Consider the following 22,040-nt stretch of genomic DNA (forward strand, 5'->3'; position numbering starts at 1 on the left):
GAGGCACAGGCTGCGGTGCTGGCGAAGCTGGATGAGGGTGTGAGAGGTTTTCATGCCCTCAACCCTAACCGGGTGGGCAGAGGATCGCAAGCAATCGAAAAAAATTGAGAGAAGTTCTGATTTCGAGCGATTTTGCGAGATTTAATCGCGAATATCTGGAGCTTCCATGTTGGAAATTGCGTCGATGTTTTGAGCTTGGCAATTCACGGAAGATGGGTCTGAGGCCAGTAGCCCCACCATGAACTCAGGGCTGGAACGCCCCGATGAAAATCGCCGGATCCACTCGCGCATCGTTCAGGCTGATGTTCCAGTGCATGTGCGGCCCTGTTGCCCGTCCGGTTGCACCCACTTTGCCCACGACCGCTCCCCTGGCCAACTGCTGGCCGACCTTCACATCGATTTTCGACATATGACAGAACATGCTGATGAAGCCCTGGCCGTGATCGACGAACACCGTATTGCCGTTGAAGAAGTAATTGCCGGTGAGGATCACCTTGCCTGCGGCCGGGGTCTTGATGGGCGTCCCGGCGGGTACGGCGAAGTCCAGGCCCGAATGCGGGTTGCGCTCTTCACCATTGAAGAAGCGGCGCACGCCGAACTTGCTCGACAGTGGGCCATCGACAGGCTTGTCCAGCAACAGGTTGCTGGGAATGTTCGGGCTGAAGGTGCGGTAGGCCTTCAACTGTACGGCCAGTTCGGCGTCGATGCGCTTGAGGTCCGCCGGGTTCGGGTTGACCTGGCGCTTGTTCTTCAAGGTGATGTGTTGCTCGGGGTACTTCTTGTAGCCGACCACGAAGGGCTGGGTGCTGCCGCCACTTTTGATCTGCTCGGTGCCGGGCTTGACCGTCAGCGGGATGCCGACGATCGCCAGCCAGTTCTGCTGTTCCTTGACCACCAGCACCGGTTTGCCCTGGTAGCTGACTTTGGGGGCCTGGGTCGCGCTGCCCAGGTCCACCACGGCCACGCCGCCGGGTACCGGTTTGTTCAGCAGACGGGTGATGTAGCTGTCGGCGTGGGCATTGATGGTCAGGCACAGCAACAGCAGGGGGGCGATAGATCGCGGCATGAATCAATCCAGTAGAGAAAGGGTGACCGGCGTCAGGTGGTTGTCTTCGACCCGCACCAGCAGTTCGCCTTCGCCGAGCCGGGCGGTCAGGCGCTGGCCGGTGTGGGTCTGCCCGGCATTGCGGATCGCATGGCCGCGTTCGTCCAAAAGGATGCTATAGCCCCGGCCGAGGGTCGCCAGGGGGCTGACGATGTGCAGGGTCTGCATCTGGTTCTGCAATTGCAGGCGACGCGCCTTCAGGCCTTCGTTCATGGCCCGGGGCAGGCGCTCGGCCAGGCTGTCCAGGCGATGACGCAACAAAGCCAGCTGGCGGCCCGGATGCTGTCCGGTGAGGCGGGTTTCCAGGCGAATCAGGCGTTCGCGACGGTTATCGAGGCTGCGTTCGAAGGCCCGGCGCAGACGCATGTCCAGGTCGTCCAGGCGCTGGGCCTGCTGACGCAGGCGCTCGCCCGGATGACGCAGGCGCCGGGTCAGGCCTTCGAGGCGCAGTTGGTCGCGCATCAGGCGGTCGCGAATGCGCATCACCAGGCGTCGGTGCAGGCTTTCGACCCGCCGCACCAGTTCGCCGGCATCCGGCGCCAGCAGTTCGGCGGCGGCGGAGGGGGTGGGGGCACGCACGTCGGCGACGAAATCGCTGATGGACACATCGGTCTCATGGCCGACGGCACTGACGATTGGCGTGACGCAGGCATCCACCGCCCGGGCCACGGCCTCTTCGTTGAAGCACCACAGATCCTCCAGCGAACCGCCGCCCCGGGCCAGGATCAGCGCGTCGAAACCGCGGGTATCCGCCAGTTTCAGGGCGCGGACAATCTGCGCGGTGGCTTCGCGACCCTGTACGGCGGTGGGAATCAACGTCAGGGCGATCTGCGGCGCCCGGCGGCGGAACACGCTGATGATGTCGCGGATCACCGCGCCGGTGGGCGAACTGATGATGCCGATGCGTTGCGGATGGGCCGGCAGCGGCACCTTGCGCTCGGCGCTGAACAGGCCTTCGGCGCTGAGCTTTTCCTTGAGGGCATCGAAAGCCAGGCGCAGGGCGCCGTCGCCGGCCGGCTCCACGGTGTCGAGGATCAGTTGATAGTCGCCGCGCCCTTCGAACAGCGAGACCTTGCCGCGCACCTTGACCGCCAACCCGTCTTTCAGGGCCTGGCGCACCCGCGCGGCGTTCTGCCGGAACAGCGCGCAACGCACCTGGGCGCCACTGTCCTTGAGGGTGAAATACACATGGCCGGAGGCGGGCCGGGCCAGGTTGGAAATTTCCCCCTCGACCCAGATATTGCTGAACACGTCTTCAAGCAACACCCGCGCACGGCCGTTGAGCTGGCTGACAGTCAGGACCTCGCGGTCCAGGCCCAGTCGGGCAAAGGGATCTTTAATCATGGGCGGCATGATAAGGGCATTCGTCGGTGAATCTCCATGAGTGAAGACAAATCGGACCGGGTTGCCTTCATCGCGAGCAAGCTCGCTCCCACAGGGATCTTGGGTGGTCGCAAGCTTTGTGAACACCAGGGAGCCATTAGCGGGAGCGAGCTTGCTCGCGATAGCGGTGCACCTGTCACCACAAATGCTGGATATGCCGTGACACAACTGGCTAAAGTCCCCGCTCTCCTCAGCAAGGAAGTGTCGGATGAATCTGCTGTCGTGGTTGGGCCAGTGGGCATTTGCCCCCTTGGAATGGCTGGTGATCGGCTCGGCCATAGCCCTGGCCTACATCGTGTTCGGCATCGCCGGGTTCGGGACGGCGCTGGTGGCCGCGCCGATTCTGTTGCTGTTCATGCCCCTGTCGAAAATCGTGCCGCTGCTGGTGCTGCTGGATTTCGTCGCCGCATTCGGCAACCTGCTGCCGTCGCGGCGGGACGTGTCCCGGTCGGAGCTGCTGCGCTTGCTGCCATGCATGGCCCTGGGTTGCACCTTGGGGGTGATATTCCTGCTCAACCTCAAATCCGACCTGCTGCTGTTATTGATGGGACTGTTCATCAGCGCCTATGCGATCTATAGCCTGTGGGTAAAGGCCCGGCCGGCGCAGCTGTCGGCGCTGTGGGCGCTGCCGATGGGGACGGTGGGCGGGATGTTCGGTGCGCTGTTTGGCAGTGGCGGCTTTTTATACGCCATCTATCTGAACAGCCGCTTGCCCAAGGACCCGGCCCGCGCCACGCAAAGCGCGCTGATCAGTTGCAGTACCGTGGTGCGCTTGACGCTGTTCGTCATCGCCGGGGTATATGCCGAGCTACCCTTGCTGGTACTGGCGCTGTGCTTGTTGCCGGCCATGGCGCTGGGCTTGTGGGTTGGGCGTCGCCTGACCCTGCGGATGTCCCGCGAGGCATTCGTGCGCCTGGTCACCTGGCTGGTGCTCGCCAGCGGCATCGCGTTGATCGTGCGCTACCTGAGTGCTTGACCTGACCCGGCCAGGGATTAAGCTGCCGGCCTTCATTCGCTCAGCAAGGGAAACAGCGGGCCTCGCCATGAATTCGCAAAGCATCATCGTCCCGAAAATCTCCACGCTGCCGGTCCACGAACCCCGGGCCCGTGCGATCGTGCGCTGGCTGGTACGCAAGAATATTGTCCAGGAACAGTTGACCACCTGCGGCCGCACCGGCAACCGCATGGGCCACGCCATTGCCCCTGGCGCCCGGGAGGTGGCCCTGTACCCCGAAGCCTTGCCGTTCGGCGAGCCCGTCAACGGCCTGGAGATCATTACCCGGCGCTGTATCTATACCCCGGCCAAGGGATTCCTCGAGGAGGCGGGTTGCGCCGAGTGCCGCAGGGAAATCGGCGAAGCGCTGTTCGAAAGCCTGGAAGACTGGATGCCAGGCCGCACCGACAATTTCACCTGTCCCGAATGCGGGCATGAAGATGACATTAACGGGTTCCTGTTCCTGCAGCCCTGCGCCTTTTCCAACCTGGGGTTCATCTTCAACAACTGGCTCGAGGCCGGGTTCAAGCAGGATTTCCTCGATGAATTCGCCGATTGGCTGGACCAGCCGGTGAGTTGGGTGAAGGTGGAGTTGTAAATAGGCACACGGCGGACTGTTTTTGTGGCGAGGGGATTGATCCCCGCTGGGGCGCGAAGCGGCCCTGAACCGGGCTATGCGGTCATCTGGCATATCGAGTCGGCCGCTTCGGGACTGCTGCGCAGTCCAGCGGGGATCAATCCCCTCGCCACAGGGGCGATGTACAGTCGCAGTGAGGGGATCAGCCCCGTCAATCTGCCCGGCAATAATAGGCAGAGTTTTACATTGAGCGAGACGGGGTCCATGAGTATAATGGCGCGCTTCCATTTTCCCGCTCGGGAGCCCCCGCGATGCTGCGTATCAGCCAAGAAGCCCTGACATTCGACGACATTCTCCTTGTGCCCGGTTATTCCGAGGTACTGCCTAACGAAGTCAGTCTCAAAACCCGTCTTACCCGTGGCATCGAGCTGAATATTCCGCTGGTATCCGCCGCCATGGACACCGTGACCGAAGCCCGCCTGGCCATTGCCATGGCGCAGGAAGGCGGCATCGGTATCATCCACAAGAACATGACCATCGAACAGCAGGCCGCCGAAGTGCGCAAGGTCAAGCGGTTCGAGGCCGGCGTGGTCAAGGACCCGATCACCATCGAGGCCGATGCCACGGTGCGCGATCTGTTCGAACTGACCCGCATGCACAACATCTCCGGCGTTCCGGTGCTGCACGATGGCGACCTGGTCGGCATCGTCACTTCCCGCGACGTGCGTTTCGAGAACCGCCTGGATGCCACCGTGCGCCAGGTAATGACGCCTAAAGAGCGCCTGGTCACGGTCAAGGAAGGCACCAGCAAGGACGAAGTCCGCGAATTGCTGCACAAGCACCGCATCGAGCGCGTGCTGATCGTCGACGACAAGTTCGCCCTCAAGGGCATGATGACCGTCAACGACATCGAAAAGGCCAAGGCCTACCCGCTGGCCAGCAAGGACGATCAGGGTCGTCTGCGCGTCGGTGCCGCGGTCGGCACCGGCAAGGACACCGGTGACCGCGTCGCCGCCCTGGTCAATGCCGGCGTGGACGTGGTGGTGGTCGACACCGCCCACGGTCACTCCAAGGGCGTGATCGACCGCGTTCGCTGGGTCAAGCAGAACTTCCCTGACGTCCAGGTGATCGGCGGCAACATTGCCACCGGCGCTGCCGCCAAGGCCCTGGCCGAAGCCGGCGCCGACGCGGTCAAGGTCGGTATCGGCCCTGGCTCGATCTGCACCACCCGCATCGTCGCCGGTGTCGGTGTTCCACAGATCAGCGCCATCGCCAACGTCGCCGCAGCCCTCGAAGGCTCCGGCATTCCCCTGATCGCCGACGGCGGTATCCGTTTCTCCGGTGACCTGTCCAAGGCCATCGTGGCCGGTGCGTCCTGCGTGATGATGGGCTCGATGTTCGCCGGTACCGAAGAGGCACCGGGCGAGATCGAACTGTTCCAGGGCCGTAGCTACAAGGCTTATCGCGGCATGGGCTCGCTGGGCGCCATGTCCCAGGCCCAGGGCTCGTCCGACCGTTACTTCCAGGACTCCTCCGCAGGTGCCGAGAAGCTGGTGCCGGAAGGCATCGAAGGTCGCGTTCCCTACAAGGGCACCCTGAGCGCCATCATCCATCAACTGATGGGCGGCCTGCGTTCTTCCATGGGCTACACCGGCAGCGCCAACATCGAAGAGATGCGCACCAAGCCGGAATTTGTCCGCATCACCGGCGCGGGCATGGCCGAGTCCCATGTCCACGACGTGCAGATCACCAAGGAAGCGCCGAACTACCGCGTAGGTTAAGGCTTTCCTGCAAACGTAATCACCGGGGCTGTTCATTCAGCCCCGAGTTGTTTCTGATTCCCTATATGAGAATGAGTCATGGCCCTCGACATTCACGCTCACCGCATCCTGATTCTCGACTTCGGTTCCCAGTACACCCAGCTGATCGCCCGCCGCGTGCGTGAAATCGGCGTGTATTGCGAATTGCATCCGTTCGATATGGATGACGAAGCGATTCGCGAATTCGCGCCAAAAGGGATCATCCTGGCCGGCGGCCCGGAGTCCGTGCACGTCGCCGACAGCCCTCGGGCGCCCCAGGCGGTCTGGGACCTGGGTGTGCCGGTCTTCGGTATCTGCTACGGCATGCAGACCATGGCCGAGCAACTGGGCGGCAAGGTGGAAGGCTCCGATCTGCGCGAGTTCGGTTATGCCCGTGTGGACGTGGTCGGCAAGAGCCGCCTGCTGGACGGCATCGAAGACCATATCGATGCCGACGGCCTGTTCGGCCTTGACGTGTGGATGAGCCACGGTGACAAGGTCACCCGCATGCCGGAAGACTTCCATATCCTGGCTAGCACTCCGAGCTGCCCGATTGCCGGCATGTTCAGCGACGATCGCCGCTATTACGGCGTCCAGTTCCACCCGGAAGTGACCCACACCAAGCAGGGCGGTCGTATCCTGTCGCGCTTCATCCTCGACATCTGCGAATGCGAGGCCCTGTGGACCCCGTCGAAGATCGCCGAAGACGCCATCGCCCAGGTGCGTGCGCAGGTGGGTACCGATAACGTGCTGCTGGGTCTGTCCGGCGGCGTGGACTCCTCGGTGGTCGCTGCGTTGCTGCACAAGGCCATCGGCGACCAACTGACCTGCGTTTTCGTCGACAACGGCCTGCTGCGCCTGCATGAAGGCGAGCAGGTGATGGCGATGTTCGCCGAGAACATGGGCGTCAAGGTGATCCGCGCCAACGCCGAGGATCAGTTCCTGGCCAACCTGGCCGGCGAATCCGACCCCGAGAAGAAACGCAAGATCATCGGCCGTACCTTCATCGACGTGTTCGACGCCGAGTCCTGCAAGCTGGAAAACATCAAGTACCTGGCCCAGGGCACCATCTACCCCGACGTGATCGAGTCGGCCGGTGCCAAGAGCGGCAAGGCCCACGTGATCAAGTCTCACCACAACGTCGGCGGCCTGCCAGAGGAAATGAACCTCAAGCTGGTCGAGCCGCTGCGCGAACTGTTCAAGGACGAGGTACGTCGCCTTGGCCTGGAGCTGGGCCTGCCGTACGACATGGTCTACCGCCACCCATTCCCGGGCCCTGGCCTGGGCGTGCGGATCCTCGGTGAAGTGAAGAAGGAATACGCCGACCTGCTGCGTCGCGCCGACCATATCTTCATCGAAGAACTGCGCAAGGCCGACTGGTACCACAAGGTCAGCCAGGCATTCGTGGTGTTCCAGCCGGTGAAATCGGTGGGCGTGGTGGGCGATGGTCGTCGTTACGCCTGGGTCGTGGCCCTGCGTGCCGTGGAAACCATCGACTTCATGACCGCTCGTTGGGCGCACCTGCCCTACGAACTGCTGGAAACCGTTTCCGGCCGGATCATCAACGAGATCGAAGGTATCTCTCGCGTCACGTATGACGTGTCGAGCAAGCCGCCGGCGACGATTGAGTGGGAATGATTGGGCGTCCGGCGTTGTCCGGCACCCATTAACAGGAAATGCCCTGAAGCCCGCGTAATTGCGGGCTTTTGGCTTTTTGGGGCAAATGCCCTGCGGGGTGCTCGATACCCTGTCGCCTCGGCAGGGAAGGGGCCTGGGATCAAATCTGTTGATCAGCCCGGTTTCGTTGGGTTCTCTCGTGATGCATGAGTGCTTTTCCGGGCACGGTCTTATTTTTCGTGCGCGGCGATGAACATGGCGACGGCTGCCCGGCAATAGGATTCGATTTCGTTGTCGTCCTCTGCCCTGGCCTCATCGAAGCGCGCGATCATCAGCAGATCGGACCCTTTGAAAAGCGCGGCAAACAAACGGGCGGACTGGCGAGGATCGGGCACGTTCAGAACCGCCTTCGCGTGCAACTGACGCAACAGGGCCTCGATCTGGGCAATGACATAGGCGGGACCGGCTTCGTAATGGCGCTTGCTTAACGATTTTTGATTCGTCTTGTCGGCCATGATCATGGCTTCGACACTGCGCACGTCGGGGCTCAGCAACGTGCGAAGCAGGGATGTTCCCACCGCCATGAGCTGATCTGCCGCCGAACCGCCGACGCCTTCAATAAGGGCTTGGGGTGCAAACTGATGGCAGTGGGCCGCAATGGCCGCACTGAACAGCGCCTCCTTGTTCTCGAAGTGCCGGTAGATGCTGAGCTTGGATATCTTCGCCCGCTGGGCGACCTTGTCCATTGTCGCCGCTTGAAAACCCAATTCCACAAAAAGTTCGCCCGCGGCGTCAATGATCGTCTGGCCTAGCGCATCGTTGGCGGGCCGGCCGCGTCGGGCCTGACTGTGTTCGGTCATAAAATTCCAGTACTTGACAGTATCTAAATTTGTAAATTATGGTACCCGTGAGTATCTTAATTTTGCAAGCCGATCTCCCTTCATCCACAGCGCGGAGCCCATCATCATGAATGACGTCATCATCATCGGCGGCAGTTTTGCCGGTCTTGCCGCCGCCCTGCAACTCGGCCGTGCCCGCCGCAAGGTCACGGTTCTCGATACCGGCCTGCCGCGCAATCGTTTCGCCGACCACTCCCATGGCCTGCTCGGCCATGACCACAAGCCACCGCTGGAGATACTGGCCGAGGCGCGGCAGCAACTGGCACGCTATCCCACGATCCAGCTGGTCAATGCCCGGGCCGAGAGCGTCTCCGACGCCCTCGACGATTTCTCCGTCCTCACTGGCGAGGGCGCAACCCTGAGGGCGCGCCGCCTGATCCTGAGCTATGGCGTCGCCGACCAGATGCCTGAACTTCCCGGCTTTGCCGAAGGCTGGGGCAGCTCCATCGTGCCTTGCCCGTATTGCGACGGCTTTGAAGTTGCCGGCCGGCATTGGGGCCTCGTCTGGTCCGGCCCAATGTCGCACAACTACGTCAGGCTATACCACGATTGGACTGACACATTGACGGTCTTCGCCAATGGTCACGACATTCCACCCGAGATCCGGGCCGATCTGGCTCGCCGTGGCATCCCTGTCGTCGATGGCCGGGTCACCGAAATCGACCATGACGAGAGCCATAACGCCACCGTCAGGCTCGACGCCGGCCCCTCTGTTGCGGTCGACATCCTGTTCGCGCATCCGCGCAACAAGCCGTCCGCACGCCTGCATGAATCGCTGGGGCTCGCCACGGTCGATACGCCCCAGGGCATCGTCCTCAAGGTCGACGAGCGCCGCGAAACCAGCGTACCCGGCATCTACGCCGCCGGCGACCTCGCCAACCCCGCAATGCCCTCGGTCACCACGGCATCATGGCAAGGCTCGACGGCGGGCATCTGCGCCCAGCAGTCGATGCTGGTTTGAGGGCACTTCGGTTGGCGCAGGCTTTTAAAGGTTGCTTCGAAGCAGCATCGATTACGGTAGTTTCATTTTCCCATTAGACGGGAGTGCCACCATGGCCGACCCAAAGCCGCAAGAGCGTAAATTCAAACCGCTAGACGATAAATTCCCGCTTGAGCGTCAACTCGGCATCACTGCCGCGCCAGTTGTGCTCATCAACCTCTTCACGCTCGATTATGCCGACGAAGCGGGCTTCCTGGACGCTTTCAAGGTGGCTGCCGAGATCATAACGAAGCAACCGGGCTTCATTTCCATGCAGCTGCATCGAGCGATCGGCGATAGCCCGACTTACCTGAACTATGTGGTGTGGGAGTCCACCGAGACGGTCCGCGCCGGTCTCACTCATCCCGAGTTCGTCGCGAAGCTTTCGGCCTATCCGTCATCCGTCGTAGGCAGCCCGCACTTGTTCCAGAAGGTCGCCGTCCCCGGCTTTTGCGTGGCCTGAAGAATGCGTCAAAATGAGGAAATGTCATGACAGAGCAAAAAACCTATCAGGTCGCCGACTGGAATGGCCAAAGCGGGGAGTACTGGGCCGTCAACCAGGCCCGGCTCGACGCCATGTTTGCGGTATTCGGCCAGGCCGCGATCGAAGCCGCCGCGCCCGCGACGGGTGAGCGGGTGCTGGACGTCGGCTGTGGCGCGGGCGCATCGAGTCTGGATCTGGCCGCCCGCGTCGGCGCGGGCGGCCAAGTGCTGGGCGTGGACATATCCGAGCCGTTGATTGGCCGTGCGCGCGCGCTTGCGCCACAGGATACGCCGGTCCTGTTCCAAGTGGCCGACGCCAGCAGCGCCGAGCTGCCCGAGGGCGCGTTCGATATGCTGTTCTCGCGTTTCGGCGTGATGTTTTTCGACGATCCGACAGCGGCGTTCACTCATATGCGACGCGCGCTCCGACCGGGCGGGCGGGTCGCTTTCGTCTGCTGGCGCGGCGTGGCCGAGAACGATTGGGTGCGTCTGCCCATGATCGCGATCAAGGACATTGTCCCGCTGCCCGCGCCGCCCGGTCCCGACGTGCCCGGCCCATTCTCGTTCGGCGACCGGGGGCGCGTGGAGCGCATCCTGACAACGGCCGGCTTCACCGATATCACTATCGCGCCCTTCGATGCTTCCATCTCGTTCGGCCAAGGCGAGACTTGGGACGCGGCGATCGACGACGCCGTGAAGATGGCATTCGAGGGTGGCCCGCTGTCGCTTGTGCTCGCTGATCAGCCCGACGACATCCGTGCCCACGCCTGGGCCGCGGTTCGCGCCGCCTTCGCGGGTCTCCCCGGCGAGCGGTCGGTGATGATCGACGGCGCGGCATGGATTGTCACGGCACGCAAATCGGCTAGCTGACATTACTTATCCGCGACAATCCTTCACTTAATATTTCTCAATCGCGGGTGTATCGTATTCGCCTTTTGCGGACCTGCCGGTTCGCCGCAGATTCAATAGGTGGTTGCGTTCATGTCCTTTACCCGTCGCCAAATACTCGGTGGCCTGGCCGGTCTTGTTGTCGTTGGCGTCGGGGCGGGAGGGGCTTCGCGGTATTGGTTGGGCAGGATGGCCGATGCCCAGGCCGGTCATGACTATGAGCTGATCGCGGCGCCCCTGGACGTCGAGCTGGTGGCCGGGCACAAGACCCAGGCCTGGGCGTTCGGTCCGTCGGCCCCGGGCACCGAGCTGCGGGTACGTCAGGGCGAGTGGTTGCGCGTGCGCTTCATCAATCGCCTGCCGGTTGCCACCACGATCCACTGGCACGGAATCCGTCTGCCGCTGGAAATGGATGGCGTGCCGTACGTTTCGCAACTGCCGGTGCTGCCGGGCGAATACTTCGATTACAAGTTCCGTGTGCCGGACGCCGGCAGCTATTGGTATCACCCTCACGTCAACAGCAGCGAAGAGCTCGGACGGGGGTTGGTGGGACCGTTGATCATCGAAGAGCGTGAGCCGACTGGCTTCAAGTACGAACAGACCCTGAGCCTCAAGAGCTGGCATGTAGACGAGCAAGGCCAGTTCGTGGAGTTCAGCATCCCTCGCGAGGCCGCCCGTGGCGGCACGGCCGGACGGCTTTCGACCATCAACGGCGTGCCGCAGGCGGTGATCGACCTGCCGGCGGGGCAGATCACCCGGGTGCGCCTGCTCAACCTGGATAACACCCTGACCTATCGCATCAACATTCCCGGCGTCGAGGCGCAGATCTACGCCCTGGACGGCAACCCCGTCGAGCCGCGCCCGCTGGGCAAGGAGTACTGGCTGGGCCCGGGCATGCGCATCTGCCTGGCCATAAAGGCACCGGCGGCCGGAGAAGAGTTGTCGTTGCGCAACGGCCCGGTACGCCTGGGCACCTTGCGGTCGGTCGCCAACAGCGATGCCCCCACTGCCTGGCCGCCAGCATTGCCGGCCAACCCGGTGGCCGAGCCGGACCTGGCCAATGCCGAGAAACTCAACTTCAATTTCGAGTGGGTCGGTTCGGTGTCGGTCAATGTCGACAACGGCAAGCCGCCGAGCCTGTGGCAGATCAACGGCAAGGCCTGGGACATCACCGACAAGACCTGCGCCGATCGGCCGATCGCTACCCTGAAGAAAGGCCAGAGCTACATTTTCGAATTGAAGAACATGACCCAGTACCAGCACCCGATCCATTTGCACGGGATGAGCTTCAAGGTGATCGCGTCCAACCGGCACAAGGTCGTGCCGTATTTCACCGACACCTACCTGTTGGGCAAGAACGAGCGGGCGCAGGTGGCGCTGGTGGCGGATAACCCTGGGGTGTGGATGTTCCACTGCCATGTGATTGATCACATGGAAACCGGCCTGATGGCCGCCATCGAGGTGGCGTGATGCGCCAGATTCGTCCCGCCAGGATCATCGACCGCAGCCGTGACCAGGATTTCATGCGCGAAGCCCTGGCCCTTGCCGCCCAGGGTGCCGCCCTGGGTGAGGTGCCGGTGGGAGCGGTGTTGGTGCAGGACGGCGAGATCATCGGACGCGGCTTCAATTGCCCGATCAGCGGTCACGATCCCAGTGCCCATGCGGAAATGGTCGCCATCCGCGCCGCGGCCCAGGCCATGCGCAACTATCGCCTGCCCGGCAGCACCCTCTACGTCACGCTGGAACCGTGCAGCATGTGCGCCGGCCTGATCGTTCACTCGCGCATTGCCCGGGTCGTCTATGGTGCCCTGGAGCCCAAGGCCGGCATCGTGCAGAGCCAAGGGCAGTTCTTCAGCCAGGGTTTCCTGAACCATCGCGTGATGTACGAAGGCGGCGTGCTGGCCGAGGAGTGCAGCACGGTGCTGAGCGAGTTCTTCAAGGCGCGTAGAGCCAAGGCCACAGACTAGATACCGGCCCGCTGTGTGTATTCACAGCATCCGCACACCACACAAAAACCTGTGGGAGCGAGCTTGCTCGCGATGAGGCCGGCAAGCCCGACATCCCTGTGACTGAACCACTGCCTTCGCGAGCCGGCTCGCTTCCAGAGGTTCGTGGTGGTTGGGCGATTTATTTACGCGCCACGATCACCGCCCGCATCGGTGCCGGTAGCCCTTCGATGGTCTTGCCATGGTCAGCAGGGTCAAGGAAGTCGCTCAGCGACTGATACTTCATCCACTCGGTGCTGCGCTGTTCTTCCACGGTCGTCAGGCTCACGTCCACACACCGCACATCGCTGAACCCGGCCCGGCGCAGCCAGCGCTCCAGGGCTGGAACCGACGGCAGGAACCAGACGTTGCGCATCTGCGCATAGCGGTCCTCGGGGACCAGCACCTGATGCTCGTTACCCTCGATCACCAGGGTTTCCAACACCAGTTCGCCGCCTTTCACCAGACAGTCCTTCAAGGCCAGCAGGTGTTCGATGGGGGAGCGGCGGTGGTAGAACACGCCCATGGAAAACACCGTGTCGAAGCCTTCGAGGTCCGGCGGCAGGTCTTCGAAGGGGAACGGCAGGTGCCAGGCGTTGGGCTGCGAAAGGTAGCGCTGCACCGCCTGGAACTGGCAGAAGAACAGCCAGTTGGGGTCGACGCCGATCACGGTGTCGGCCCCGGCCCCCAGCATTCGCCACATGTAGTAGCCGTTGCCGCAGCCCACATCGAGGATGCGCTTGCCCTTGAGGTCCAGGTGCGGTGCCACCCGTGACCACTTCCAGTCCGAACGCCATTCGGTGTCCACGTGCACGCCGAACAGATCGAACGGGCCTTTGCGCCATGGGGAAAGGCCCATCAGGGCGGTGCGCATCTGGGCGCGGGTTTCATCGCTGCACTCGGTGTCGAGCGTCAGACTGTTCAGCAGGTCTATCCGGGTCGGTTGCAGCGACGGCAGGGCATCCAGGGCGTTCTGCCAGCGTTCGAGATCGCCGTGGCCTTTCTGCATCTTGATATCGAGCTGCGACTGCAGCGTCGCGGCCCAGTCGGCCAGGGGTGTACCGGCCAGACGGCGGGCGAGGGGAGACAGATCGATCATGGCAGGGCAATCAACGAGGCGAAGTTAAGACACTGGAACCACGGCACGACTTTCGAGAACCCGGCCGCCAGCAGGCGTTCGCGGTGTTCTTCGAGGCTGTCGGGCTTCATGACGTTTTCGATGGCGCTGCGTTTCTGGGCAATCTCCAGCTCGCTGTAGCCGTTGGCGCGCTTGAACGCCACGTGCAGGTCGGTGAGCAGGGCGTGTTCCTCGGGGTCGTTGAAACGCAGTTTTTCCGAGAGGATCAGGGCGCCACCGGGCAACAGGGATTGGCGGATTCGGCTCAGCAGCTCGGTGCGCTGCGGCCGCGCAATGAATTGCAGGGTGAAGTTCAGCGCGACCACCGAAGCCGGCTGGAAGTCCAGGGCCAGGATGTCGCCTTCGATCACTTCCACCGGCAGCAGCTCCTGGAACATCGAGTCCTGGCCGTTGAGGTATTCGCGGCAGCGCTCCACCATGGCCGCCGAGTTGTCCACCGCGATCACCCGGCAACCATCAGTGCGCACATGACGGCGCAGGGCCTGGGTCACCGCGCCCAAGGAAGAGCCGAGATCGTAGAGCACGCTGCCCGGCTGGGCGAATTGCGCGGCGAGCACGCCGAGGTTTTCGACGATGGTCGGGTAGCCTGGCACCGAACGCTTGATCATGTCCGGAAACACCCGCACTACGTCCTCGTTGAACGCGAAGTCAGGCACTTGGGCCAGGGGTTGGGCGAATAGGCGGTCGGACTCTTTGCTCACGGCGATTCCAGCGGCATGGGTGGTGAAAAGGCCGGCATTTTAACCAAAAATGCTGCGGGAGCGAGCTTGCTCGCGATGGCGATGGTTCAGCCGGCCATAATGTTGACTGACAGACCGCTATCACGAGCAAGTTCGCTCCCACCTTATCTGGCTCACTGTGGCTTTCGGGCGAACGCCGACGCTGTAATGCCCCATTGGCCCAGCCAATAACTGATGATGATCAGGTAAGGCGCGGCATGGAAGGGGTGCACGAACCGGTTGATGCCGATGAGGCTGTCGGAAAACACAAACGCCAGCGCCCCGGCGGCGGCCAGCCCTGCCGAACGCTTGGGCACGTTGGTGCCCAGGCGTGCCAACGCCCGCCAGAGCATGGCGCTGATGACTAGGCCGTAGATCACCACTGGCACCAGCAACGGCCCGAGACCGCTCGACACCAGGATTGCCAGGAGCACCGCACCGATGCCCAAGGCCAGGGCCAAGGGCAGCAGCGCCGGTCGGCGGCAATCGCTGAGGTAGGCTTTGAGGTAGGCCAGGTGCGCCAGGAGAAACGCGCCAAGGCCGAACACGAACAAGTCGCCCGGCCACGCCAGCAGTACGTCGCCCGCCAGCGAAAAAATCAGCCCGAGACTGATCCAGCGTCGATAGTCGCCGGGCGGCGCATCGTGCAGCCAACCCAGCAGCGCCAGCACCGGCATCGGCTTGACCAGCAGGCACAGCAGCGAGGCATGCACGCTCAGGCCATACAGGTAGGTGGCCGCTCCCATCAGAGCGAGGATCAGCCAGCCCATGCTCATTTCACCGCGATAGCGCAGTCGAAGGTCTCCACGGGCGGTACTTCAGGGGCCCAGGGCTGTTGATAAGTCAGGCGCAGCCGGCCGGTGCCCGGGTTGAATGCCTGGAAGCGCCAGGTCGAAACCCCGGCAGCTCCGACGATACCGGCGTCCTCCGGGTTGCGGTACACCTCGGGGCCCAGTGCTTTCAGCACACCGCCGGCCGAATCCTGGACCGCCCAGCGATAACCGGTGCTGGGATTGCTGGGCAGGCTCAGGATCAGGTTCTGTCCGTTGTTGAGCCTTACCGGGCACTGGCTCAGTTTTTCCACGGTCACGTTGTTGCTGGTTTGCGTGGCGCAGGCGCTCAGCAGGGCGAGGCTGAGAGGTACGAACAGGCGAGTGAGGGACATAGGGGCAAGGGCTCCGGCATTCACGACGAACGGCGAGCATAACCGAAGATGCTACCGGGTGTGTCAGGCGGGTATGTGGTGTTGCTGATGGCGCCATCGCGAGCAGGCTCGCGATGAGGCCGGTACAGCGTCTATAAAACCCTCAGAACAACACCTTCGCCACATCCGCGAACCGCTTGGCGAAGTGCACCGTGACGCCTTCCTTGAGGTAGTCCGGCAGTTCCTCGAAGTTGCCCCGGTTGGCTTCCGGCAGGATCAGTTCGAAGATTTTCTGCCGCCGTGCCGCGATGACTTTTTCCCGCACGCCGCCGATCGGCAGCACATGCCCGGTCAGGGTGAGTTCGCCGGTCATGGCGACGGCTTTCTTCGGTGGCTGGTTGCGCGCCAGGGACAGCAGGGCGCTGGCCATGGTCACCCCGGCGCTCGGGCCGTCCTTGGGGGTTGCGCCTTCGGGAACATGCAGGTGGACGAAGGCCTCGTCGAAGAATTTCGGATCGCCGCCGAACTGTTTCAGGTGTGAGCTGACGTAGCTGTGGGCGATTTCCGCCGACTCCTTCATGACTTCCCCCAACTGTCCGGTGAGCTTGAAACCGCGATTCAGGGTGTGGATGCGGGTCGCTTCGATCGGCAGGGTGGCGCCGCCCATGCTGGTCCAGGCCAGGCCGGTGATCACCCCGACGCCCGAGAGCACCTGCTCGTTGCGGAACACCGGTTTGCCCAGAGAGGCCTCGAGATCCTTCGGCCCGAGCTTGATCACGGCCTTCGGGTCCTCGATCAGCTTCATCACGGCCTTGCGTACCAGTTTGCCCAGCTGTTTCTCCAACTGTCGCACCCCGGCCTCTCGGGCATAACCATCGATCAGCGCCTTGAGGGCGCTGTCGCTGATGCTCAGGCTGCCCTTGGACACGCCGGCCTTGGCCAGCTGCTTGGGCCACAGGTGGCGTTTGGCGATGGCGATCTTCTCTTCGGTGATGTAGCCCGACAGGCGAATCACTTCCATCCGGTCCAGCAACGGGCCGGGGATCGAATCCAGGGTGTTGGCGGTGCAGACGAAGAGCACCTTCGACAGGTCCAGGCGCATGTCCAGGTAGTGGTCGAGGAATTCGACGTTCTGTTCCGGGTCGAGGGTTTCCAGCAAGGCCGAGGCCGGGTCGCCCTGGTAGCTCTGGCCCATCTTGTCGATCTCGTCGAGCATGATCACCGGGTTCATCACCTCGACGTCCTTGAGCGCCTGCACCAGCTTGCCCGGTTGGGCGCCGATGTAGGTGCGCCGGTGGCCCTTGATCTCGGCTTCGTCGCGCATGCCGCCGACGCTGAAGCGGTAGAACGGCCGGCCGAGGGATTCGGCGATGGACTTGCCCACGCTGGTCTTGCCCACTCCGGGCGGTCCCACCAGCAGTACGATGGAGCCGCTGATCTCGCCTTTGTAGGCGCCAACGGCGAGGAACTCCAGGATGCGGTCCTTGATGTCGTCCAGGCCGGCGTGGTGCTGGTCCAGCACCTTGCGGGCATGCTTGAGGTCGAGCTTGTCCTGGCCGTACACGCCCCATGGCACCGAGGTCGCCCAGTCGAGGTAATTGCGGGTAACGGCGTATTCCGGCGAGCCGGTCTCCAGGATGGAGAGCTTGTTCATTTCCTCGTCGATGCGCTTGCGGGCCTGGGCCGGCAGTGTCTTGCCCTCCAGCCGCTGTTCGAACTGTTCGAGGTCGGCGCTGCGGTCGTCCTTGGTCAGCCCCAGTTCCTGCTGGATGACCTTGAGCTGTTCCTTGAGGAAGAACTGGCGCTGATGTTCGCCGATCTTGCTGTTGACCTCGGCGGAAATCTCCTTCTGCAGGCGCACCACTTCCACTTCCTTGCGCAGCATCGGCAGCACTTTTTCCATGCGCTTGAGCATCGGCACGCAGTCGAGTACTTCCTGCAGCTCATTGCCGGTGGCGGAGGTGAGCGCGGCGGCGAAGTCGGTCAGCGGCGATGGGTCGTTGGGGCTGAAGCGGTTGAGGTAGTTCTTCAGCTCTTCGCTGTACAGCGGATTGAGCGGTAGCAGTTCCTTGATCGCATTGATCAGCGCCATGCCATAGGCCTTGACCTCGTCGGTCGGCTCGCTCGGCTGGTGGGGGTATTCGACTTCCACCAGGTACGGCGGGCGGTGATGCTTGAGCCAGGTGCGAATGCGCACCCGGGTCAGGCCCTGGGCGACGAATTGCAGCTTGCCGGCTTCACGGCTGGCGTGATGGACCTTGACCAGCGTGCCGTATAGCGGCAGGGCCGAGGTGTCGAAATGGCGCGGGTCTTCCTGGGGCGTGTCCATGAAGAACAGGGCCAGGGAATGATGTTCGGACTTGGCTACCAGTTCCAGGGTTTCGGCCCAGGGTTCTTCATTGACGATGACCGGCAGCACCTGGGCCGGGAAGAACGGGCGATTGTGGATGGGAATGATGTAGACCTTGTCCGGCAGGCTTTGGCCGGGCAGGGCGAGGCCGGTTCCGGAAACGGTATGTTCGATGTGTTCGGAATCTGCGTAGTCGTTCGTGGCTTCAGTAGAGTGCTGGTCGCTCATTGGGGCACCTGCGCAATGGAGTATGGCTCTTAGATGGGGCAGGTGGGGGGCGGTTTCAATGGTGGGGGATTGTTAGCGGTTATTTCATTGGGAGGCGTTCAGCTTTGTGACAGGTTTGGCGATGGGCGGGTGGACGAGGGAGCGAACCCCCTCGCCACGATGAGGGTCAGGCAACCCGGTTCAGGTCGTTATGACGGGTTTCCTTCAGGCACAGCACGGCGATCACGCTCAGTACCGCAGCCGCGGATACGTAGCCACCGACATAGCCCAGGCCGCCCATTGCCACCAGCTTCTGGGCGAAGAACGGGGCAGCCGAGGCGCCGACGATGCCTCCCAGGTTATAAGCCGCCGAAGCGCCGGTATAACGCACATGCGTGGGGAACAGTTCCGGCAGCAAGGCGCCCATCGGCGCGAAGGTCACGCCCATCAGGAACAGCTCGACGCACAGGAACAGGGCCACGGCCCAGGTCGAGCCGTGGGTCAGCAGGGGTTCCATGAGAAAGCCCGAGGCAATCGCCAGCACGCCACCAACGATCAGCACCGGTTTGCGGCCGAAGCGATCGCTGGCCCAGGCCGACAAGGGCGTGGCGGCGGCCATGAACAGCACGGCGAAGCACAGCAGGGCCAGGAATGTCTCTCGGCTGTAGCCGAGGGTGGCGACCCCGTAGCTCAGGGAAAACACCGTTGAAATGTAGAACAGCGCGTAGCACACCACCATCGCCGCCGCGCCCAGCAACGTCGGTGCCCAATACTGGCTGAACAGCTCCACCAGCGGCACCTTCACCCGCTCCTGACGGGCCACGGCATTGGCGAAGACCGGCGTTTCATGGAGCTTGAGGCGCACATAGAGGCCGACGATCACCAGCACGGCGCTGAGCAGGAACGGGATCCGCCAGCCCCAGGAGCGAAACTGCTCGTCGTCCAGGCCCATGGCCAGGCTCAGGAACAGCCCGTTGGCCGCCAGGAAACCGATGGAGGGGCCCAGTTGGGGGAACATGCCGAACCAGGCGCGCTTGCCTTTGGGCGCATTCTCCGTGGCCAGCAGTGCGGCCCCGCCCCATTCGCCTCCCAGCCCCAGGCCTTGGCCGAAGCGCAGCAGGCAGAGCAGCAACGGTGCCCAGGCGCCAATGCTGGCGTAGCCGGGCAGCACGCCGATAAGCGTGGTGCAGATGCCCATGAGCAGCAGGGAGGCCACCAGGGTGGACTTGCGCCCGATCCGGTCGCCGAAGTGACCGAACAGCGCCGAACCCAACGGGCGGGCGAGGAAGGCGATACCGAATGTCAGGAAGGACGACAGCATCTGTGCCGTGCCGGATGTCTGCGGGAAGAATACCGGTCCGATCACCAGGGCGGCGGCCGTGGCATAGACGTAGAAGTCGTAGAATTCGATGGCGGTGCCGATGAAGCTCGCGGTCGCCACGCGGGTAGTGGAGTTTGTCGGTTGGGCGGGCACAGCGTCGTTGCAGGTGGTGGTCGTCGTCATGCGGTTATCCCTGACAGTCATGTGCTCCGTTGGAGCGATTTATTATTATGGGTCGAACACCGGTGAGCGTTTGTTTCTACAGCCAGGCCAGTACCTGGCTGACGCGGTTGTCCACGGTTTCGATGATCTCCAGCCGGTAGCGGCCGATCTTCAGGCACACCGGGCTTTCGGGAATGGTCTCCAGCGCTTCGGTGACCAGCCCGTTGAGGGTCTTGGGACCGTCGCAGGGCAAGTGCCAGCCCAGGGTCCTGTTCAATTCGCGGATCGACGCCGCACCATCGATCATCAGGCGTCCGTCGGGCTGGGGATGAACGTGCGGGTTGTCGAGGCTGTGCTCGCTTTCGAACTCGCCGACGATCTCCTCGAGGATGTCTTCCAGGGTGACGATGCCCAGTACTTCGCCGTATTCGTCCACCACCATGCCCAGGCGGCGCTGTTGCTTGTGGAAATTCAGCAATTGCAGTTGCAGCGGTGTGCTTTCGGGAACGAAGTAAGGGTCGTGGCAGGCGGCCAGTAGTGCTTCCTTGGTCAGGCTGGCGTCCGCCAGCAGGTGGCGGACCTGGCGGGTGTTGAGCACCGCCTCGACCTGGTTGATATCGCTGTGGAAAACCGGCAGCCGGGTACGACGGTTCAGGCGCAACTGCTCGATGATGTCGCCGATGGGGTCGTCGAGATTGATTCCATCGACTTCGCTGCGGGGGACCAGGATGTCGTTGACGGTGATGTTGTCCAGGGCGTGGATGCCGGAAACCGGATGGGGACGCCCGGTGCTGTGTTCAGGGTCATGTTCGGCGCGGGGCAGGAGCATGTCGTCATCGCTCTGCTGCACGGCGCTGGCCTTGCGGGCGAAGGGGCGCAGCAATAGCTCGCTGAGCCCGTTCAGCAGCCAGGCCAGTGGATAAACCAGCTTCAAGGGGACGGCAAGCAGGGCGTTGCCCAGCGCCAGCACCGCATCGGGATAGCGCTGGGCCAGGGTGCGAGGCAGGTAGTCGGCCAGGACCAGCAACGCCGCGCCAGTGGCGAGCCAGGCGATCCACGGGCCGTTGTCCAGCCAGGTGAAGAGGCTCAGCAGCGTGGCGATCACCACCGCTAGGGTGCGGCACAGGGTGTTGCCCAGGATCAGGCTGGTCAGGGGAAAATGCAGCTTCGCCAGGGGTTTGTCGCCGCTCCGGGAGGCCTGGCGCAGCGTCAACAGGTGCGAGCGAGCGGCTTCTATGGCTGTGAACAGCCCCGCCCAGAGGATCAGCACCACCAGTACAGCGAGCAGCGGCCCCGCGGGCAACCTATCCATCAGTGCCGTCCGTCAGATATGCAGGATGTATTCGCGGACCAGTTTGCTGCCGAAATAAGCCAGCATCAGCAGGCAGAAGCCGGCCAGGGTCCAGCGAATGGCTTTATGGCCGCGCCAGCCGAGACGGTTGCGGCCCCAGAGCAGCACGCTGAACACCACCCATGCCAGGCAGGCCAGCAGAGTCTTGTGCACCAGGTGCTGGGCGAACAGGTTCTCGACGAACAGCCAGCCGGAGATCAGCGACAGCGACAGCAGGGTCCAGCCGGCCCAGAGGAAACCGAACAGCAGGCTCTCCATGGTCTGCAGCGGCGGGAAGTTGCGGATCAGCCCGGAAGGGTGCTTGTGCTTGAGCTGGTGGTCCTGCACCAGCAGCAGCAGGGCCTGGAACACGGCGATGGTGAATAGCCCGTAGGCCAGGATCGATAGCAGGATGTGGGCCAGGATCCCCGGTTCCTCATCGATGATCTGGACCGTACCCGATGGTGCGAACTGCGCCAGCAGCACCGTGGCCAATCCCAGTGGGAACAGCAGCACGAGGAGGTTTTCCACCGGGATGCGCGAGCAGGCCAGCAGCGTCAGGCCGATCACGGCCACGGCGATCAGGCTGGCGGCATTGAAGAAGTCCAGGCCCAGGCCGATCGGCGTCATCAGGTGGGTATAAAGGCTGGCCGCGTGGCCGAGCACCGCCAGCACGCCGAGCGTGACCAGCAGGCGCTTGTTCGCCCTGGCACCGGAGGCCAGGCGGGTGCCTTGATAGAGGGTCGCAGCGGCATAAAGGCAGGCGGCGGCGAGGGAGGCAAGCAAACTGGGTGACAAGGGGAGCATAAATCCTGTTAGGCAGGCCCGAAAGGCGCTGAGTTTGGCATAGAACCCATACCGTACGAAAGACCACCGGAGTCACCAGGTGTACGCCGCACGCTTCTTCGCTATAATCCGCGACCTGCCCACGCCGCAGGCTCGCCGAGCACATTTCTTCAC

General features: G+C 63.1%; 20 protein-coding genes. 9 read left to right on the plus strand and 11 right to left on the minus strand.

Annotated features, from left to right (window positions below; translation table 11 throughout):
* Positions 1 to 244: 244 nt before the first annotated feature.
* Both AC1M7R_RS16310 and xseA read right to left on the minus strand, forming a co-directional pair.
* On the minus strand, positions 245 to 1,066 hold the full coding sequence (locus tag AC1M7R_RS16310) for a peptidoglycan DD-metalloendopeptidase family protein (RefSeq protein ID WP_072388132.1): 822 nt from the start codon (positions 1,064 to 1,066) through the stop codon (positions 245 to 247).
* A 3-nt stretch (positions 1,067 to 1,069) separates the two neighbouring features.
* The gene (gene xseA / locus AC1M7R_RS16315; protein ID WP_072388130.1) at positions 1,070 to 2,449 is read right to left on the minus strand and encodes an exodeoxyribonuclease VII large subunit; all 1,380 of its coding nucleotides are present in this window, start codon (positions 2,447 to 2,449) and stop codon (positions 1,070 to 1,072) included.
* 247 nt (positions 2,450 to 2,696) lie between these two features.
* Here xseA and AC1M7R_RS16320 point away from each other — a divergent pair, with 247 nt between their 5' ends.
* From AC1M7R_RS16320 to guaA, 4 genes are all read left to right on the plus strand, one after another.
* Positions 2,697 to 3,464: a sulfite exporter TauE/SafE family protein gene (locus AC1M7R_RS16320; RefSeq protein WP_072430817.1), complete on the plus strand. Its 768-nt coding sequence runs from the start codon at positions 2,697 to 2,699 to the stop codon at positions 3,462 to 3,464.
* Between the two features lie 67 nt (positions 3,465 to 3,531).
* A complete protein-coding gene (locus tag AC1M7R_RS16325) occupies positions 3,532 to 4,080 on the plus strand; it encodes a sugar ABC transporter ATPase (protein ID WP_072430818.1) in 549 nt (182 codons plus the stop codon).
* 290 nt (positions 4,081 to 4,370) lie between these two features.
* Positions 4,371 to 5,840, plus strand: coding sequence for an IMP dehydrogenase (gene guaB, locus AC1M7R_RS16330; protein ID WP_072388124.1), 1,470 nt, complete (start codon positions 4,371 to 4,373; stop codon positions 5,838 to 5,840).
* A gap of 78 nt (positions 5,841 to 5,918) precedes the next feature.
* Positions 5,919 to 7,496: a glutamine-hydrolyzing GMP synthase gene (gene guaA, locus AC1M7R_RS16335; protein ID WP_072388122.1), complete on the plus strand. Its 1,578-nt coding sequence runs from the start codon at positions 5,919 to 5,921 to the stop codon at positions 7,494 to 7,496.
* Positions 7,497 to 7,705: 209 nt separating this feature from the next.
* On the opposite strand, the gene AC1M7R_RS16340 is transcribed toward guaA, so the two are convergent.
* Positions 7,706 to 8,335 carry a TetR/AcrR family transcriptional regulator gene (locus AC1M7R_RS16340; protein WP_490609756.1) on the minus strand — a complete coding sequence of 210 codons (630 nt, stop codon included), beginning with the start codon at positions 8,333 to 8,335 and terminating at the stop codon, positions 7,706 to 7,708.
* A gap of 106 nt (positions 8,336 to 8,441) precedes the next feature.
* On the opposite strand from AC1M7R_RS16340, the gene AC1M7R_RS16345 reads away from it, so the two are divergent.
* The 5 genes from AC1M7R_RS16345 to tadA all read left to right on the plus strand — a co-directional run bounded on the left by AC1M7R_RS16345 (position 8,442) and on the right by tadA (position 12,691).
* The gene (locus tag AC1M7R_RS16345) at positions 8,442 to 9,335 is read left to right on the plus strand and encodes an NAD(P)/FAD-dependent oxidoreductase (RefSeq protein WP_490609757.1); all 894 of its coding nucleotides are present in this window, start codon (positions 8,442 to 8,444) and stop codon (positions 9,333 to 9,335) included.
* Positions 9,336 to 9,426: 91 nt separating this feature from the next.
* Positions 9,427 to 9,816: an antibiotic biosynthesis monooxygenase family protein gene (locus AC1M7R_RS16350; RefSeq protein ID WP_072388117.1), complete on the plus strand. Its 390-nt coding sequence runs from the start codon at positions 9,427 to 9,429 to the stop codon at positions 9,814 to 9,816.
* A gap of 26 nt (positions 9,817 to 9,842) precedes the next feature.
* Positions 9,843 to 10,706: a class I SAM-dependent methyltransferase gene (locus tag AC1M7R_RS16355; protein ID WP_490609758.1), complete on the plus strand. Its 864-nt coding sequence runs from the start codon at positions 9,843 to 9,845 to the stop codon at positions 10,704 to 10,706.
* Between the two features lie 111 nt (positions 10,707 to 10,817).
* Positions 10,818 to 12,194: a multicopper oxidase family protein gene (locus tag AC1M7R_RS16360; protein ID WP_072388112.1), complete on the plus strand. Its 1,377-nt coding sequence runs from the start codon at positions 10,818 to 10,820 to the stop codon at positions 12,192 to 12,194.
* Positions 12,194 to 12,691: a tRNA adenosine(34) deaminase TadA gene (gene tadA, locus AC1M7R_RS16365; RefSeq protein ID WP_072388110.1), complete on the plus strand. Its 498-nt coding sequence runs from the start codon at positions 12,194 to 12,196 to the stop codon at positions 12,689 to 12,691. Before AC1M7R_RS16360 ends, tadA begins: the two co-directional genes overlap by 1 nt.
* Positions 12,692 to 12,851: 160 nt before the next feature.
* Here the strand turns inward: tadA and cmoB are convergent, their stop codons facing one another.
* The 8 genes from cmoB to AC1M7R_RS16405 all read right to left on the minus strand — a co-directional run bounded on the left by cmoB (position 12,852) and on the right by AC1M7R_RS16405 (position 21,887).
* Positions 12,852 to 13,808: a tRNA 5-methoxyuridine(34)/uridine 5-oxyacetic acid(34) synthase CmoB gene (gene cmoB / locus AC1M7R_RS16370; protein WP_072388108.1), complete on the minus strand. Its 957-nt coding sequence runs from the start codon at positions 13,806 to 13,808 to the stop codon at positions 12,852 to 12,854.
* Positions 13,805 to 14,548 (minus strand): carboxy-S-adenosyl-L-methionine synthase CmoA, encoded by a 744-nt coding sequence (gene cmoA, locus AC1M7R_RS16375; protein ID WP_072388106.1) that lies wholly within the window; start codon positions 14,546 to 14,548, stop codon positions 13,805 to 13,807. The genes cmoB and cmoA overlap by 4 nt, the downstream gene beginning before the upstream one ends.
* A 152-nt stretch (positions 14,549 to 14,700) precedes the next feature.
* On the minus strand, positions 14,701 to 15,336 hold the full coding sequence (locus AC1M7R_RS16380; protein ID WP_072388104.1) for a lysoplasmalogenase: 636 nt from the start codon (positions 15,334 to 15,336) through the stop codon (positions 14,701 to 14,703).
* Between the two features lie 2 nt (positions 15,337 to 15,338).
* A complete protein-coding gene (locus tag AC1M7R_RS16385) occupies positions 15,339 to 15,731 on the minus strand; it encodes a protease inhibitor I42 family protein (RefSeq protein WP_072388102.1) in 393 nt (130 codons plus the stop codon).
* 142 nt (positions 15,732 to 15,873) lie between these two features.
* Positions 15,874 to 18,288 (minus strand): endopeptidase La, encoded by a 2,415-nt coding sequence (gene lon / locus AC1M7R_RS16390; RefSeq protein WP_072388100.1) that lies wholly within the window; start codon positions 18,286 to 18,288, stop codon positions 15,874 to 15,876.
* Between the two features lie 166 nt (positions 18,289 to 18,454).
* On the minus strand, positions 18,455 to 19,771 hold the full coding sequence (locus AC1M7R_RS16395; protein ID WP_072388098.1) for an MFS transporter: 1,317 nt from the start codon (positions 19,769 to 19,771) through the stop codon (positions 18,455 to 18,457).
* A 76-nt stretch (positions 19,772 to 19,847) separates the two neighbouring features.
* Entirely contained in the window at positions 19,848 to 21,062 is a 1,215-nt protein-coding gene (locus tag AC1M7R_RS16400; protein WP_072388096.1) for a CNNM domain-containing protein, read from the minus strand.
* Between the two features lie 12 nt (positions 21,063 to 21,074).
* A complete protein-coding gene (locus AC1M7R_RS16405) occupies positions 21,075 to 21,887 on the minus strand; it encodes a cytochrome C assembly family protein (RefSeq protein WP_072388094.1) in 813 nt (270 codons plus the stop codon).
* Positions 21,888 to 22,040 lie beyond the last annotated feature (153 nt).

The sequence above is a fragment of the Pseudomonas sp. MS01C9 genome (genome assembly GCF_058202755.1).